This is a genomic window from Brevibacillus sp. HB1.2 (assembly GCF_013332495.1).
GTDB lineage: Bacteria > Bacillota > Bacilli > Brevibacillales > Brevibacillaceae > Brevibacillus > Brevibacillus porteri.
Window position 1 is genome coordinate 220,589 of record NZ_JABMIU010000008.1, and the last position, 15,910, is coordinate 236,498.

A 15,910-nucleotide genomic window follows, 5' to 3' on the forward strand; every position below is an offset into this window, starting at 1 on the left:
AGCATCAGTCCCGTCTTTTTTTCATTATTTACCGATGATGTAGCCTTCCAGCTCATCCAGTACTTTATTGGCTGCGATTACGCCACCGGAAGTATTCCAGATGGTGTCATCCACTTTGAATGCTTTATTGTTTTTCACGACGTTCAGGTTTTTCCAGAGAGGATCGTTCGTCCACTCTTGCTCCAGCTTGGAAGCCTCGCCTTTGCCTGTTTCGTACGTGAAGTAGAACATGATGTCGCCGTCCATTTCTGGAATGCGCTCTTTGGTTACTTCTGCTGCAAAATCGTCTTTGTCTTGGGAAGCTGGACGTGCCAGGCCAAGGTCTTTGAAGATCGCGCCAGTGAAGGTGTTTTTGTAGTAGATACGAACTTTACCTGGCATGAAGCGCACAACGGATACTTTTGTGTTCAGCTTGTCGCCAGCTTTTGTTTTGAATTCTTCTACGCGCTTGTTCCAGTCAGCGAGGACTTTTTCACCCTCAGCCTTTTTGTTTACTGCTTCTGAGAACAAGGAGAAGTTTTCTTTCCAGTCGCCGCGTGGCTCGTCAACGAATACCGTTGGAGCAATTGCAGTCAATTGTTGATAAATTTTTTCGTGACGGAATTTCATACCCAGAATCAGGTCAGGTTTCAGTGCAGCGATTGCTTCCAAGTTAGGTTGACCTTCTGTACCTACGGATTTTGTACCCTCAAGGAAAGACTTGGTGAAATCGTAGAATTGAGTAGGATCAACGGTCGAACCTACAGCTCCTACTGGCTTTACACCGAGAGCCATCAAGGTTTCTGTACCTTGGTTAGTCAACATAACGATGCGTTCTGGTGTACCTTTAATGGTTGTTTCGCCCATCGCGTGTTTCACTGTGTAGCTTTGGCCGGAACCCTCCGAATTGCCTGTTGCTTGATCAGCAGGCTTTTGTTCTGCCGGCTTTTGTTCACTTGCTTGCGGAGTACCACAACCTGTAACAACCAGCAAGAGCGCCATTAAGACAGCAAAGAAAGCTTTACCGCTTGCGGTCCGATATGTACGAGAAAACATGATGAAAGGACCCCTTTCCCTTTTCTATAATGAGAATTCATATCAATGACAGAGTCTATCCTACTCCCCTGCTTGTCAAAAGTCAATCACAATATGATAATGACTATCAACGTCATTGACACTTCCTTTATGTAGCTCTACACTTAACTATGAAACCATCTAAGAAATAAGGATGTAGCCATCATGAATTCTTTTTTAGCTAGCAACTTTCGTAAAATTCTGGGAGTGATATTCGCCCTTCTTCTCCTGACTTACCTCAGTTATGCCAGCCTCATCTTTGGCGTCATTGACACGAGTTGGCAAACTGCGATTGATGCCTACACGAATTTCAACGGCTCCAATGAGCACATTGTCATTAAAGAAGTGCGAGTACCGCGTGTGCTCAATGCGCTTACGGTCGGTTTTTGCCTCGGCTTGGCCGGAACTCTGCTCCAATCCTTGACGAGAAACCCTGTTGCAGACGTTGAACTGTTCGGTCTTAATGCAGGTGCTTCTCTTTTTGTTGTGTTCGCCGTTACTTTTGTCGGAATCAGCTCCTTGACTCAGTTTACGTGGATTTCCTTTTTAGGAGCCGCTGTAGCAGGTTTGATCGTTTACTTGCTCGGTTCATTCGGCAGAGATGGGCTTTCACCTGTGAAGCTGGTTCTAGCGGGTGCAGCTATCACCGCTTTGGCTTCCTCAATCCGACACGGCATGATGGTCCTTAATGAAAAAGCTACTGACGAGGTGCTGTTCTGGCTAGCAGGGTCAGTCGGAGGCAGAAAGCTGGAGTATTTAGCCACTGTCTTTCCTTATATGATCATCGCCTGGATCGCTGCTTTTGTCCTCGCACGTCCGATTCAAACCTTATTGATGGGTGATGACGTAGCAAAAGGTCTCGGACAACGCACATTATTGGTCAAATTCAGTGTTGGAATCGTCATTGTTCTCTTATCCGGTTGCGCGGTTGCTGTTGCTGGACCCATTGGTTTTGTCGGATTGGTTACTCCGCATCTGGCCCGCTATCTCGTTGGAATCGACACTCGCTGGGTGCTTTTGTACAGCGGTCTGCTTGGTTCCATCCTACTGCTGTTAGCAGACATCGGCGCTCGGTATATCGCAATGCCTTCAGAAGTTCCTATTGGAGTAATGACAGCCCTGATCGGGATTCCTTTCTTCATCTATGTCGCACGCAAGGGGCTGGATAAATAATGAAAGACTACCTGTCTCTTCGCATCGGCAAGCGCTTTTCATCGTTTCAGCTACATAAAAAGACGATCTGGTTTTCGCTACTCGCCTTGCTGATCGTCATCGCAGTGGCGGTTGTCAGTCTCGGAATGGGTGAAATGAAAATCGCCCCGCTCGATGTGGTCAAAGTTTTGTTGGGAATCGGTTCAGAAGAGAATGCTTTGATTGTGGAGCAATTTCGCCTGCCGCGCATCGTCATCGCTATTCTGGTAGGTGCCGCACTTGCCGTTGCTGGTGCCATCATGCAGGGCCTCGTCCGCAATCCGTTGGCTTCCCCAGATATTCTTGGAGTATCCGGTGGAGCATCTGTTTTTGCAGTCGGCTTTTTGATCCTATTTGAAACAGCGAGCATCAAATGGCTTCCTCCCATCGCTTTTTTGGGAGCGACATTGACAACATTCCTGCTGTACGCCCTCTCTTGGAAAAAAGGCGTTACGCCGCTTCGTCTCGTCATGATTGGTGTTGGAATCAAAATCGCAGCGGGTGCCATTGTCACCATGCTGATCATGTTCAGCCCGTTTTTGCTACAAAATAAGGCATTGCTCTGGCTGACAGGAAGCATCTACGGCGTTGCCTGGAACGACGTATTCATGATTTTGCCGTGGGTCGTCGGACTGATTCTCGTAGCCGCCTTACTTGCTAGACGCTTGAACATTCAACAGCTCGGCGATGATCTGGCGACGAGTCTCGGCAGTTCCTTGCAATTGGATCGCTTCCTCCTGCTCATGATTTGCGCGGCTTTGACGGGAACAGCCGTCTCTGTTGGAGGAGACATCAGCTTTGTGGCTTTGCTGGCGCCACACATTGCCAAACAACTGATTGGTCCGTCCTTTGGCGGTGCCATGACACTCTCGGCTTTCTTGGGTGCCATTATCGTATTGCTTGCGGATTTGATTGCACGCATGGCTTTTTCACCAATCGAAGTGCCTGTAGGGGTATTCACCTCTGCCATCGGCGCTCCCTTTTTCATCTACTTGCTGTACAAAAACCGAAATCGCTAGTAAAGAACTTTGTCCCGCTGTGGTGGTGGGAGGAAACAGGAGAAAACGCTCAGCTTCTTGTCCCACCCACTGAGGGATTCACTGCCCGACTCCATGCAAAAAGCGAAACCGCTTCCAAAGTGGTTCTTTCAGGAAGTTTTTCAGAGGTGGAGGCTTAAGAACGTGTCTCGCTTTTTGCATTCCGTCTCGGTCGGCGTGCCAAAGATCTTCGCTTATTTCTCCTGTTTCCTCTACGAGCTGTCGTGCTATACGGATTTTAAAAAGCCTTTAAAAGATTGATGAATGTGATCAGTAACGCCAGAGAAGAATATTTCCAGACGTAGCGACTTGTGGAGTCCTTCGGAGCGGACAGTGCACGCTTCCAGTGGGACGTAGCCTGGAGCCTAGACTGGAAATATTCTTCTCCCATCATAGCCACATGCGGCCCTGAATATATTTTTTAACTTCCTATGCGTTTGAAAGGAGTCCAACCCATATGCAAGCTTTGGAAACCCAACGGCTTACGTTATCGTACGGAGAACGCAACATCATTGAAGCATTAGATTTAAACATCCCGCGTGGAAAAATAACTGTTTTCATTGGTAGTAATGGCAGTGGTAAATCGACATTGCTGCGCTCTCTGGCACGTTTACTCAAACCAAAGGAAGGTGCCATCCTGCTTGAAGGTGAATCAATCGCAAAGCGCTCTACCAAAGAGGTAGCCAAACGTCTTGCCATCCTTCCTCAAGGCCCATCTGCACCAGAAGGATTAACGATTCTGCAATTGGTCAAACAAGGACGCTATCCTTATCAAAACTGGCTACAGCAATGGTCAGAAGAAGACGAGCAGATGGTCAACAAAGCATTGGCAGCTACTCAACTCACGGATATGGCTAACCGTGCCGTCGACAGTCTCTCTGGCGGACAACGTCAACGCGCCTGGATTGCAATGACGCTCGCCCAAGGTACCGAAACGATTTTGCTGGATGAGCCTACGACTTATTTGGATATGTCGCATCAGATTGAGATTTTGGACCTGTTGTTTGAACTGAATCAAACAGAACAGCGCACCATCGTCATGGTGCTTCACGATCTGAATCTCGCTTGCCGCTATGCCCATCATATCGTTGCCGTTCACAATCAGACCGTAGTGGCAGAAGGGGCTCCAAACGAAGTACTGACGACCGACCTTGTCCGTACGGTTTTCGATATGGATTGCCAAATTACGCAAGACCCGCTGTACGGAACTCCTATGTGCATCCCGTACAGTAAAAGCCGCCTGGGCTTTGTGCAGGCCGAACCCAAAGCATTCGCCATGTCATAAACGCCAAACAACAAAAAGACTGTCCATCAGTAGTATGGGCAGTCTTTTTTCGTATGCAAAAACTTGAGTGCAATGGCATGTTTCTTTCATCCTACAAAAAGAACAGTGGCAGTCCCGGACTTTCTTGCATCCTGGACTGCCACTGTTCTTTTTATCTATCAATCATGTAAGCTTACTTCTTCAGGTTGTAGAATGCAGAACGACCGCCAAAACGAGCTGTATCAGCGAGTTCGTCTTCAATACGCAGCAATTGGTTGTACTTCGCTACGCGGTCAGTGCGGGAAGGCGCACCAGTCTTGATTTGACCTGCATTTGTAGCCACTGCGATATCCGAAATCGTAGAGTCTTCGGTTTCACCGGAACGGTGGGAGATCACCGCAGTATAGCCAGCCAGCTTCGCCATTTCGATTGCTTCGAAGGTTTCTGTCAGCGTACCGATTTGGTTTACTTTTACCAGAATGGAGTTACCTGTAGAGGTTTCGATTCCGCGAGCCAGACGCTCGGTGTTCGTTACGAACAAGTCGTCGCCTACCAGCTGAACTTTGCTACCCAGCTTGTCAGTCAGTGCTTTCCAGCCATCCCAGTCGTCTTCAGACAAACCGTCTTCGATAGAGATGATTGGGTATTTGCTTACCAGCTCTTCGTAGAATGCGATCATTTCTTCTGTTGTTTTCACAACGCCTTCGCCTTCGAAGTGGTATTTGCCATCTTTGAACATTTCTGTAGCTGCAACATCCAGCGCGAGGAACACGTCTTTGCCTGGCTCATAGCCTGCTGCCTTGATCGCATCCAAAATGGTTGTGATCGCTTCTTCATTGGATTTCAGGTTTGGAGCGAAGCCACCCTCATCCCCTACTGCTGTGCTCAGACCTTTTTCACCCAATACTTTTTTCAGAGAGTGGAAAATTTCCGCACCTGTGCGCAGCGCTTCCTTGAAGGAAGTAGCACCTACTGGCATGACCATGAATTCCTGAATGTCTACAGTGTTGTCTGCGTGCTTACCACCGTTCAGGATGTTCATCATAGGAACTGGCAACATTCTCGCGTTGAAGCCACCGAGGTAGTTGTAGAGAGGAACGCCGAGAGAGTCTGCAGCTGCACGTGCTACTGCCATGGACACGCCGAGAATCGCGTTTGCGCCTAGCTTGGCTTTGTTTGGTGTACCGTCGAGCTGAATCATCGCCATATCGATGCCAACTTGATCGAGAGCGTCCATGCCGATCAGTTCAGGAGCAATGATTTCATTCACGTTCTCTACAGCTTTCAGAACGCCTTTACCCAAGTAGCGGGATTTGTCACCGTCGCGAAGCTCAACTGCTTCATACGCACCTGTAGACGCTCCAGATGGAACATCTGCGCGACCCATCGAGCCATCTTCGAGATACACTTCTACTTCCACAGTTGGATTACCGCGGGAGTCCATAATTTCGCGTGCATAAATGTCAGTAATCATTGCCATTTCTCGTCCATCTCCTTTTTTCATGTGCACTTACAATCTATTTCGATAAACGCCAAGCTACCCTTACAGTGTGTCCCAGTAAAGTCTATTTTGCAAGTAACGATTTGCCTGTCATTTCAACCGGTTGCGCTACCCCCAAAAGCTCTAAAAGCGTTGGGGACAAGTCGGCCAAAATACCGTCTTCGCGCAGAGCAGCCCCGTCTTTAGTCACGATTACAGGCACCGGATACGTACTGTGTGAAGTAATCGGACGTCCCGCTTCATCCAGCATCAGATCCGCGTTGCCGTGGTCAGCTGTGATGACGGCTACGCCGCCTTTTGCTACGATGGCATCGACCACTCGGCCCAAGCATGCATCGACCGTCTCGACTGCTTTGATCGTTGGCTCCATCATACCGGAATGACCAACCATGTCGCAGTTGGCAAAGTTCAGGATGATCGCATCAAAATTTTCCGCCTCGATCTCAGCCACAACTGCGTCTGTCAGCTCTGGTGCACTCATCTCCGGCTGCAGGTCGTACGTCGCCACTTTTGGCGAAGGAATCAAGATACGCGTCTCACCTGGAAACTCCTTTTCACGCCCGCCACTGAAGAAGAACGTCACATGCGGATATTTCTCCGTCTCGGCAATGCGCAACTGCTTCAAGCCTTGCTGGGAAAGCACCTCTCCCAGCGTGTTATCCAGATTGGAAGGCTTGTAAGCGACATACCCGTCAACTGTCTCGGAAAAATGCGTCAGGCACACAAAATGCAGATCGCGTGGACGCTCATCTCCGCGGTCAAAGCCACGGAAATCTTCATTCGTAAAGGCTTGCGACATTTGAATCGCACGATCCGGGCGGAAATTATAAAAAATAACCGAATCGCCGCTTTGAACGGTCGTCACTGGTTTTCCTGCCTCATCGAGAATCACGGTTGGCATGACGAACTCATCCATAATGGACTTTTCGTAGGATTCTTTCACTGCTTGAACCGGATCACGATAAGCCGGAGCATCTGCGTACACCATGGCACGATACGCCTTCTCTACGCGCTCCCAGCGTTTGTCCCGATCCATCGCGTAGTAGCGACCTTGTACGGTAGCAATGCGACCAACGCCGATCTCTGCGATTTTGGCTTGCAACTGTTCGATATATCCCACTGCACTGTCAGGCGATACATCGCGACCATCGAGGAAACCGTGGATGAACACATCCGCAAAGTCCTGCTTTTTCGCCAACTCTAGCATTGCAAACAGGTGGTTAATGTGACTGTGTACACCACCATCGGACAAAAGCCCGAACAGATGAAGCTGCTTGCCGTTTTGCTTCGCGTGCTGGAAAGCAGCGATCAGTGTTTCGTTTTCAAAAAAGGCGCCTTCTTGAATCGACTTGGTAATGCGCGTCAAATCCTGATAAACAACACGCCCTGCGCCGATATTGAGATGGCCTACTTCGGAGTTCCCCATCTGTCCTTCTGGCAGCCCAACAGCCAGCCCGCTTGCCTCCAGTGTCGCGTGAGGGTATTGGTTCCAGTAACGGTCGAAATTCGGCTTGTTGGCTTGTGCTACTGCGTTTCCATGCGTCTCGTTACGCAGAGCAAAACCATCTACAATCAAAAGGGCAACCGGTTTTGGTCTTTGTGCCATTGCTTTCTCCTCCTATCGCGACGTAGCTCCTGCCACTAGCTGCAAGTAACTGTCCGCTACAAGACTCGCTCCACCGACCAATGCTCCGTCGATATCCGGCTGTGACATGTAGCTTGCGATGTTTTCCGGCTTTACGCTTCCGCCGTATTGAATGCGCACTTTTTCAGCTGTCGCTTGTCCGAAGCGTTCACCGATTACGCTACGAATAATGGCAATCGTTTCATTGGCATCCTCTGCCGTGGAAGACTTGCCTGTGCCAATCGCCCAAATCGGCTCGTATGCAATAACGGTATCTGCCACTTGTGCAGCGTCCACTCCAGCAAAGGCACCTTCTGTCTGCGTACGAACGACGTCAGCTGTCTCGCCCGCTTCCCGCTGCTCCAGACTCTCGCCTACGCACACAATCGGTACGAGACCTGCTGCTAATGCGGCTACAACCTTTTTGTTCACGGTCTCATCTGTTTCATTGAAATATTGACGGCGCTCGGAGTGACCAAGGATCACGTACTCCACACCGATTTCTTTCAGCATAGACGCGCTGATTTCACCTGTATAAGCACCTTGCTCTTCAAAATGCATGTTTTGCGCGCCGATGGCAATATCCGTGCCCGCCAGTTCTTCCTTAAGTGCAGCCAACGCTGTAAATGGTGCGCAAATGACTTTTTGTACCCCGGAAGTATGGTTGCCTGCCTTGGCATCCTGCGCAAATGCTCTTGCCTCGGCCATCGTCTTGAACATCTTCCAGTTCCCCGCGATAATTGGTGTTCGCATGCAAACTCCCCCTCTTCGCTCTTATTGATTATCTGCCAACACAGCTACGCCTGGCAGTTCCTTGCCTTCCATGAATTCCAGAGACGCTCCGCCGCCTGTAGAAATGTGTGTCATCTGCTCGGCAACGCCTGCTTTCTCCACAGCTGCTACGGAATCCCCACCACCGATGATGGTCGTACCGCTGCATGCTGCCATCGCCTTGGCTACACCAATCGTGCCGCCTGCAAAAGCATCCATTTCAAATACGCCCATCGGACCGTTCCACACCACTGTTTTGGATTCTACAATGACGCTGTGGTACTGCTCTACTGTTTTTGGCCCAATATCGAGTGCCATCCAGCCCTCTGGAATCGCATCAATTGCTACGACCTTCTTCTCGGCATCTGCCGCAAAACGGTCAGCTACCACAACATCAACTGGCATCAGCAATTGAACACCGCGCTCTTTCGCCTGATCCATCAACGTACGTGCGAGGTCGAGCTTGTCGTCTTCACACAGAGAAGCACCAATACCGTAACCCTGTGCTTTGAGGAATGTATTCGCCATACCGCCGCCGATAATCAGGTGATCGACTTTGGTCAACAAATTTTCAATGACAGCAATCTTATCTTTTACTTTTGCACCGCCGACAATCGCTGTAAACGGACGCTCCGGATTGGACAAGGCTCCGCCCATGAAGCGAATCTCCTTCTCCATCAACAAGCCTGCAACTGCTGGTATGTACTCAGCGATTCCCGCTGTAGAAGCATGTGCCCGGTGAGCTGTCCCGAATGCATCATTGACAAACAGATCAGCCAAGGCCGCAAAGCTTTTTGCCAGTTCTGGATCGTTCTTTTCTTCTCCCGCATGGAAGCGCACGTTTTCCAACAGGATGACGTCGCCAGACTCCATCCGTTCTACTGCCGCTTCTACGTCAGCACCATGGCAATCCTCCAGCTTACGCACGTCCTTGCTCAAGAGCGAGGATAGATGTGCCGCGACAGGAGTAAGACGCATCTCTTCCACTACTTGGCCTTTAGGACGCCCAAAATGGCTCGCCAGGATTACTTTGGCTCCTGCCCCCATCATGAAACGGATGGTTGGTACAGCAGCACGAATGCGTGTATCGTCGGTGATTACCCCGTCCTGCATCGGCACGTTAAAGTCGACGCGGCAGAATACGCGCTTGCCTGCCAGCTCAACATCGCGGATAGATTTCTTGTTCATGAACGATCCTCCCAAATCATTGGCTTTTTATTCGGAAAAAAGATATGGGAAAAGGGAGATTGCTCTCCCTTTTTTTCCACAACAGTTCTATTTTACGTGTTAGAAGCCGCGCTGTGCAACATAATGACACAAGTCTACGACACGATTGGAGTAACCCCACTCGTTATCGTACCAGGAAACGACTTTCACCATGTTTCCTTCCAGTACCATTGTAGACAAAGCATCAATTGTGGAGGATGCAGGGTTTCCATTGTAATCAGACGATACGAGTGGCTCTTCGGAGTAGCCGAGAATGCCTTTGAGTGGGCCTTCTGCCGCTTCTTTCAGAGCGTTGTTGATTTCTTCAACAGTTGCATCAGTCTTCAACTCAACTACCAAGTCTACTACGGATACGTTTGGAGTTGGTACGCGCATTGCGAAACCATTCAGCTTGCCTTTCAGCTCAGGCAGTACGAGTGCTACCGCTTTTGCCGCTCCTGTAGAGGTTGGAATGATGTTCTCCGCAGCTGCACGGGCACGGCGCAAATCTTTGTGCGGCAGGTCGAGAATTTGTTGGTCATTGGTGTAAGAGTGAACGGTTGTCATCAATCCGCGTACGATACCGAATTTTTCATTGAGAACCTTCGCATAAGGCGCCAAGCAGTTCGTTGTGCAGGATGCGTTGGAGATCACAGTGTGTTGAGCTGGATCGTACTTGTCTTCGTTTACACCGATTACGACTGTAATGTCTTCGTTTGTTGCTGGAGCGGAGATGATGACTTTTTTCGCGCCACCTTCCAGGTGCTTCGCTGCATCTTCGCGCTTCGTGAAGCGTCCAGTCGATTCCACTACAATTTCAACACCGTAATCTGCCCATTTGAGTTGAGCTGGGTCGCGCTCTGCCAACACCTTGATTTCTTTGCCGTCAACGATGAGCGTGTTTTCGGAAGCTTCAACGCTCACGTTCAGAACACCATGAACGGTGTCATATTTCAAAAGGTGAGCCAGTGTGTGTGCATCTGTCAGGTCATTGACCGCCACGATTTCTACATTCGGATTGTTCAGTGCTGCACGAAATACGTTACGACCGATACGACCAAATCCGTTAATACCTACTTTTACCATAATGTATACCTCCTGCTCATTAGCTAGCTTTATTTTTCATCGCGAGAAACCTGCCCTCTGGCGAAAAACAGCGGGTCGATAATATCGTCACAATCGGTAATAAGATTGGAAAAAACACAAAGGGCAATGTCTGGATCGTCGAAACACCTAACGTGAGTGCCATCATCATCGATAGACCGTTCCACGGGATCAGTACAGGCATGACAACTGTGGAGTCCAGCATCGTCTTGCCCAACAGCTCGCGCCCTCCCTCCCATTGGGAGAACCGTCCGAGAAGAGTAGAGCCGAGAACCAATATTGGAATGGTTTGATTACAGCTGATGATGACCACTAACAGCGATAATGCCGCTGCCTTCGCTACCAATACCGTCTTATTTTTTGTATGGCCCATCATTTTGTCTACGATGGGGGTTAATAAATTGGCTCTGTTCAAAATGCCGTTTAAAAAGCCTGCGAGAATGATTAACGCCAGAACACTGAATATGGCGAACATCCCGCCCCCATGGACCAGTTGATCCAGCGGCGTTCCTGAATGAAGCTCAAATCCAACTAGCATCGATGTAAAAAACGTCTTCACATCCAAATTCCCATTGATCCCGACTAGAATCGCACTGGCTCCGATACCGTAAAACAATGCCTTCACAGCTTTTACTCTCAGTGCGAAAGATGCAATTAACACGACGAGAGGCAGCATGAGTAGCCAATGTACAGAAAAATGACTGACTAACAGCTCCTGGTACATTTGAATGGTATCCGTCGAGCTCGCCTGAGGTCGAAACAGATCAAGAATCAGGAAAAGTAACGCGCAAATCGCTACCGTAAGCAAAGCAGGACGCCGTATTCTTCTTTCCTGCTCTTCTGTCATACCGACATTGGAAAGCACCAGTAAACGACTGCTGGATATCGGTGAGAAACGTTCCCCCACCATCGCTCCAGAGATGAGCGCACCTCCTACGATCGCAGGTGATATCCCTGCTGCGTGTGCGATGCCCATCAGAGACAGCCCAATCGTACTCAGCGTACCGATTGATGTACCCAATAAATAACTGACGCCTGTGGTCAACAGAAAAGAGAGAACGAACAAATACTCGACATTCACAATCGACAATCCGTAGTAAATGATGGCGGGTATAGTTCCTCCCATCATTAAAAGCGGAATCAAGAGTCCTACTAAAAACAGAATCGTAAGGACGGGCTTTGCCTTTTGGACACCTTCCCAGCCAAACACGAACTGCTGCTTCCACGGATAACCCAATCTTTTTACACTAACCAGTGTGACCAAGATCGCAAAAACAATCCCCCATGCGATCGGAAAACCGAGCGATAGGCTCAAAATGATGCCAGCGATCATTGCCAAGATGGGTGTTACCGATGTGATAGACATGCGACCGACTTCCTTCCGTTACAATCGTGCGGACAACAGCGTGTAAGCTGCCCCTTCGTCCGTAATGAGTACATTCTGACACGATTGCTTAGCAAAGGAAAGAATCGCTTTTGCCTTGCTTTCGCCCCCCGCAATGGAGAGCACGGTTTCTGCCTTGTGCACTTCCTCTAGCTGTAAACCAATTGTCGGCATTCTGTGGACCGTTTCTCCCGCTTCATTAAAGTAGTAACCGAATGCTTCTGATACAGCACCCGTCTCCACTAATTCTGCGAGCTCTTCCTCCGAATAATTCCGCCTTCTCGCCATCGTGACGGCATCCCCGATTCCATGCAAAACGATTCGAGTCTCGCCCAAGAGCGACAGCACATCTTGCACTTGCGGCTCTTTGACCAATGTCTGCAAGGCTTCTGGATGGAGGCGATCCGGTACGTGAAGAAGCCGATAAGAAGCACCTGTTTTCGCTGCCATGGCGGAAGCGAGCGTATTCGCTTGTAGCTCTACGCGTTCTCCCAGTCCACCGCGAGCAGGGACAAACTGAACGTTTTTGAACGAAGCAGAAGGCGTCAGATGACTTGCTACGCTGGCGATGGATGAACCACCTGTTACCGCTACAATGTCTCCTTCTTGCACGACCTGTTTGAGTACCCTTGCCCCTACCCGTCCCAGCTCTTCCTTTACCCAAGGCGATTGGTCTGCATTGCCCTGCACCACAATCACTTCTGATATGCCCAGCTTTTTTTGCAGGCGTTCCGCCAAGTCAGTAAGGCCGAATAGGTCTCCTACGAGAGGCTCCATGTCGTCCAAGACTTGTTGCCCTTCTTCACTCAGGCTCATTCCCGCAGCCGTTACATGAAGGAGCCCCGTCTCTTTTAGCAGTTCCACTTCTGCCCGCAAAATACGCTCAGTAGTATCCATGGCTTGAGCTAGACCTCTTCTGCCAATCGGCTGCAAATGATAGATGGATCGGAGCAACATGTACCGCTGACGCAAAACCTGAATCAAGTCAGGCAACAATTTTTGTTGCAGTTCCAGTAAACGTCGCATTTTGCCTTCTTCCTTGGTTACAAATTGTTGATCGGGACGTTAAATGTCCCTGTATATACATTTTTTGTCCCGCTTGGTGCAAAAAAAAGATCACTTGCTACAACTTGAATGTATCATATTTAACAATATCTTGCAAGTTCCCCCGAGTCCCTATAAAAAAGTGCCACTCATGACCGAGCGGCACGTCTATGTAATTCGTCTCGCAGCTCCTCTAGCGTCACCACATGTGTAATGGAACGAAACACGATTTCTCCATCAATCTCGACTACTGGAATGACAAACATCATTTCTTCATGCAAGACCGGATCACTTTCAATATCAACCATGCGCATACGAAGGGGGAACTCCTCCGCCAAACTGCGGATGTAGAGCTCCACCTCGTCGCACAAATGACATTTTTTTCTCCCGTACAAGACAATTTCAAACGTTTCTTCATTCATGCCCGTTAAAACCTCTTTCGTTTAGCTGACGATGGGATCAGCATTTCTTCCCGGTACTTGGCAACCGTGCGGCGGGAGATTTCAATCCCCTCTGTAAGCAGCATCTCACCCAGCTTTTGATCAGATAACGGAGACTTCCGATCTTCTTGTTCGATCAGTGCTTTGATTCTGCGCTTAACACTCTCAGACGAAGTCACTTCCCCGCTGGAAGTAGAGAGTGCTGACGTAAAGAAATACTTCAGTTCAAAGATTCCACGCGGTGTCTGGACGTATTTGTTGCTGGTTGCCCGACTAATCGTCGATTCATGCAGGCTGACCCGCTCTGCTATTTCCTTTTGTGTCATGGGCTTTAAGTAATGAATCCCCCGATCAAAAAACTCCCGTTGCATATCGAGGATGGCCTGAGTTACTCGCATGAGCGTCAGGCGGCGCTGCTCCAGACTTTTTGCCAGCCACATGGCAGCATTCAGCTTATCGTGAATGAACTGCTTGGCTTCATCCTGACTTTTTTGCTGGCTCAGCATCTTTTCATAGAAGCTGTTGATTTTCAGCCGCGGTGCAGCAACATCATTGACCAATACTACATAATCATTCCCGACCTTCTCTACCGTCACATCTGGAATGACATATCTTGTGTCTACTGCGGAAAAGGCCGCCCCTGGACGCGGATTCAGCGTACGGATCAAGTCTGCCATCGCCTGTACCTCTTGCGGTGTACACCCGATTTTGTCTGCAATCCGCTGATAGCGATTGTCCGCCAAATCTTGCAGGTGGTTGCGAACGACCTGAACGATCTTTTCATCATCGAGTGCCAAATGCTCGAGCTGCAGCAAAAGACATTCTTCTAGGCTGCGTGAAGCTACGCCTACTGGATCAAAATGCTGCAAGACGGACAACACGTCCTCAATCTCCAGCATTTCAGCACCTAGGCGCGTACTCGCTTCCTCCAGTGTAATTTCCAAATACCCCTTTTCATCCAGATTCCCGATCAAAAAGAGAGCGATCTGTTTTTGCAGCGACGAGAATCCTTTTACATAGCCGAGTTGACGCTCCAGATGTTCGTACAGCGTCTCCGCACCTTGCTGGACGTAATCCAACGGATTGTAAGTGCTTTCATTTTTCAACGAACCGTACTCACCTGTCGCGCGATTGCCCACAATTTCTTTCCAGTCAATCTCAGGAGCTGGTTTCTCTGCTTTTGCAGAAGCGACTTCTCCAGCAACTTCAAGGTCAAAAACAGGATTTTCATTGGCCTGATCCTGCAAATAGGAGATGAGATCAATGGCTGAATACTGCAATATGGTAATCGCTTGGCGTAATTCCGGCGTCATCACTAATTTCAGTGTTTGTTCTTGAAATAACCCCAATCCCATGTTCATGAAGCCCGCCTCCTTCGCACTTGCTCATGCTGCTCGATGACTCTTTATTTTCATTATATTCGTTCTCTCATGCAATTTTCCTGCCAAATTGATGAAGCAGAACACAAAAAACGTCGAAAGATCTTCACCTAAGGACTTTTTCACTCTCGCTTACCTTATCGCTAGTTTTTTCTGTTGAACTACTTTTTTCGTTTGCATTGAGATTCCCGATGTTCTATAATAAAAGTTGTCGTCACAATATACGCCTGTAGCTCAGTGGATAGAGCAATGGTCTCCGGAACCATGTGCGGGGGTTCGATTCCCTTCAGGCGTACCATAATTGCAATCAAAGCGTCACGAAGCGATTTCTCGGTCATCGAGGGGTCGCTTCTTTTCGTTTATCTACAGCGGCGACTAGGTGATGTAGACTGCTGCCCCTATTTCGGAAAGGGGATTTCAATGGATAGGCGTAAAGGCAAGAGTCTTATCCGAAACGATCAAATACAACGGAGAATGATCGTATAGTGACCATTGATGAGCTATTCGAGCGCTTCATTAACTACAAGGTGTCACAGGGGTTACGCGAACGCACATTGCAAGATCACAAGAAGCTGTATCGTTATTTTCGGGACTGGCTGCAACAGAAAATCCCCAACCCGAAGGTTGGGGACATCTCACGGGAGACAGTACAGGCGTACATCACCTACATGGCTCAGGAGATTGTACAATTTTTATTTCTTGACCTTATCTTGTTCTTTCAAATAACGGATTCTTTCAAAAAAGCTAATATCTCGCTTAGTTTCTCATGATAAGATTTATGAATTATGCTAGAGTCCTTGATTTTAGCTTTGATACCCTCTTCAGCCATATTACATAGTAAAAAATACTTAGCATCTTTTACCGTTCAGGTACAACTTGCCCTTATCCGAAACCTTGGGCCTTGAGCTAACG

The 15,910-nt window shown here is 48.8% G+C and carries 13 protein-coding genes and 1 tRNA gene; 4 read left to right on the top strand and 10 right to left on the bottom strand.

Annotation, left to right across the window (positions count from 1 at the left end; translation table 11 throughout):
- Positions 1-24: 24 nt before the first annotated feature.
- The gene (locus HPY28_RS19300; protein ID WP_017251645.1) at positions 25-1,035 is read right to left on the bottom strand and encodes an ABC transporter substrate-binding protein; all 1,011 of its coding nucleotides are present in this window, start codon (positions 1,033-1,035) and stop codon (positions 25-27) included.
- Between the two features lie 183 nt (positions 1,036-1,218).
- Here HPY28_RS19300 and HPY28_RS19305 point away from each other — a divergent pair, with 183 nt between their 5' ends.
- The 3 genes from HPY28_RS19305 (at position 1,219) to HPY28_RS19315 (ending at position 4,566) form a co-directional block, all read left to right on the top strand.
- On the top strand, positions 1,219-2,226 hold the full coding sequence (locus HPY28_RS19305; RefSeq protein ID WP_017251644.1) for a FecCD family ABC transporter permease: 1,008 nt from the start codon (positions 1,219-1,221) through the stop codon (positions 2,224-2,226).
- Positions 2,226-3,263, top strand: coding sequence for a FecCD family ABC transporter permease (locus tag HPY28_RS19310; RefSeq protein ID WP_174231211.1), 1,038 nt, complete (start codon positions 2,226-2,228; stop codon positions 3,261-3,263). The genes HPY28_RS19305 and HPY28_RS19310 overlap by 1 nt, the downstream gene beginning before the upstream one ends.
- Positions 3,264-3,738: 475 nt before the next feature.
- On the top strand, positions 3,739-4,566 hold the full coding sequence (locus tag HPY28_RS19315; RefSeq protein ID WP_017251641.1) for an ABC transporter ATP-binding protein: 828 nt from the start codon (positions 3,739-3,741) through the stop codon (positions 4,564-4,566).
- Between the two features lie 172 nt (positions 4,567-4,738).
- Here the strand turns inward: HPY28_RS19315 and eno are convergent, their stop codons facing one another.
- The 9 genes from eno to rpoN all read right to left on the bottom strand — a co-directional run bounded on the left by eno (position 4,739) and on the right by rpoN (position 14,980).
- Positions 4,739-6,025 carry a phosphopyruvate hydratase gene (eno, locus tag HPY28_RS19320; RefSeq protein ID WP_174231212.1) on the bottom strand — a complete coding sequence of 429 codons (1,287 nt, stop codon included), beginning with the start codon at positions 6,023-6,025 and terminating at the stop codon, positions 4,739-4,741.
- An 85-nt stretch (positions 6,026-6,110) separates the two neighbouring features.
- Entirely contained in the window at positions 6,111-7,652 is a 1,542-nt protein-coding gene (gene gpmI, locus HPY28_RS19325; protein WP_017251639.1) for a 2,3-bisphosphoglycerate-independent phosphoglycerate mutase, read from the bottom strand.
- A 12-nt stretch (positions 7,653-7,664) separates the two neighbouring features.
- Positions 7,665-8,423: a triose-phosphate isomerase gene (gene tpiA, locus HPY28_RS19330; protein ID WP_017251638.1), complete on the bottom strand. Its 759-nt coding sequence runs from the start codon at positions 8,421-8,423 to the stop codon at positions 7,665-7,667.
- Between the two features lie 21 nt (positions 8,424-8,444).
- Positions 8,445-9,629, bottom strand: a complete 1,185-nt coding sequence (locus tag HPY28_RS19335) for a phosphoglycerate kinase (protein ID WP_017251637.1) — start codon at positions 9,627-9,629, stop codon at positions 8,445-8,447.
- Between the two features lie 99 nt (positions 9,630-9,728).
- Positions 9,729-10,733 (bottom strand): type I glyceraldehyde-3-phosphate dehydrogenase, encoded by a 1,005-nt coding sequence (gap, locus tag HPY28_RS19340; protein WP_007720484.1) that lies wholly within the window; start codon positions 10,731-10,733, stop codon positions 9,729-9,731.
- Positions 10,734-10,752: 19 nt separating this feature from the next.
- A complete protein-coding gene (locus HPY28_RS19345; RefSeq protein ID WP_173623922.1) occupies positions 10,753-12,117 on the bottom strand; it encodes a Na+/H+ antiporter NhaC family protein in 1,365 nt (454 codons plus the stop codon).
- Positions 12,118-12,135: 18 nt separating this feature from the next.
- Positions 12,136-13,161 (bottom strand): sugar-binding transcriptional regulator, encoded by a 1,026-nt coding sequence (locus tag HPY28_RS19350; protein ID WP_069851529.1) that lies wholly within the window; start codon positions 13,159-13,161, stop codon positions 12,136-12,138.
- A gap of 167 nt (positions 13,162-13,328) precedes the next feature.
- Positions 13,329-13,601, bottom strand: a complete 273-nt coding sequence (locus HPY28_RS19355) for a glutaredoxin family protein (protein ID WP_174231213.1) — start codon at positions 13,599-13,601, stop codon at positions 13,329-13,331.
- 5 nt (positions 13,602-13,606) lie between these two features.
- Positions 13,607-14,980 (bottom strand): RNA polymerase factor sigma-54, encoded by a 1,374-nt coding sequence (gene rpoN, locus HPY28_RS19360; protein ID WP_173623923.1) that lies wholly within the window; start codon positions 14,978-14,980, stop codon positions 13,607-13,609.
- Positions 14,981-15,221: 241 nt separating this feature from the next.
- Between rpoN and HPY28_RS19365 the strand changes: the two genes are divergently transcribed.
- Positions 15,222-15,296, top strand: a tRNA-Arg gene (locus tag HPY28_RS19365).
- Positions 15,297-15,910 lie beyond the last annotated feature (614 nt).

Excerpts from the sequence above, each read along its gene's own strand:
- gpmI (WP_017251639.1), bottom strand. The coding sequence starts at position 7,652 with ATGGCACAAAGACCAAAACCGGTTGCCCTTTTGATTGTAGATGGTTTT.
- HPY28_RS19305 (WP_017251644.1), top strand. The coding sequence starts at position 1,219 with ATGAATTCTTTTTTAGCTAGCAACTTTCGTAAAATTCTGGGAGTGATA.
- HPY28_RS19315 (WP_017251641.1), top strand. The coding sequence starts at position 3,739 with ATGCAAGCTTTGGAAACCCAACGGCTTACGTTATCGTACGGAGAACGC.
- rpoN (WP_173623923.1), bottom strand. The coding sequence starts at position 14,980 with ATGAACATGGGATTGGGGTTATTTCAAGAACAAACACTGAAATTAGTG.
- HPY28_RS19355 (WP_174231213.1), bottom strand. The coding sequence starts at position 13,601 with ATGAATGAAGAAACGTTTGAAATTGTCTTGTACGGGAGAAAAAAATGT.
- HPY28_RS19335 (WP_017251637.1), bottom strand. The coding sequence starts at position 9,629 with ATGAACAAGAAATCTATCCGCGATGTTGAGCTGGCAGGCAAGCGCGTA.
- HPY28_RS19350 (WP_069851529.1), bottom strand. The coding sequence starts at position 13,161 with ATGCGACGTTTACTGGAACTGCAACAAAAATTGTTGCCTGACTTGATT.
- HPY28_RS19310 (WP_174231211.1), top strand. The coding sequence starts at position 2,226 with ATGAAAGACTACCTGTCTCTTCGCATCGGCAAGCGCTTTTCATCGTTT.
- tpiA (WP_017251638.1), bottom strand. The coding sequence starts at position 8,423 with ATGCGAACACCAATTATCGCGGGGAACTGGAAGATGTTCAAGACGATG.
- gap (WP_007720484.1), bottom strand. The coding sequence starts at position 10,733 with ATGGTAAAAGTAGGTATTAACGGATTTGGTCGTATCGGTCGTAACGTA.
- HPY28_RS19345 (WP_173623922.1), bottom strand. The coding sequence starts at position 12,117 with ATGTCTATCACATCGGTAACACCCATCTTGGCAATGATCGCTGGCATC.
- HPY28_RS19300 (WP_017251645.1), bottom strand. The coding sequence starts at position 1,035 with ATGTTTTCTCGTACATATCGGACCGCAAGCGGTAAAGCTTTCTTTGCT.
- eno (WP_174231212.1), bottom strand. The coding sequence starts at position 6,025 with ATGGCAATGATTACTGACATTTATGCACGCGAAATTATGGACTCCCGC.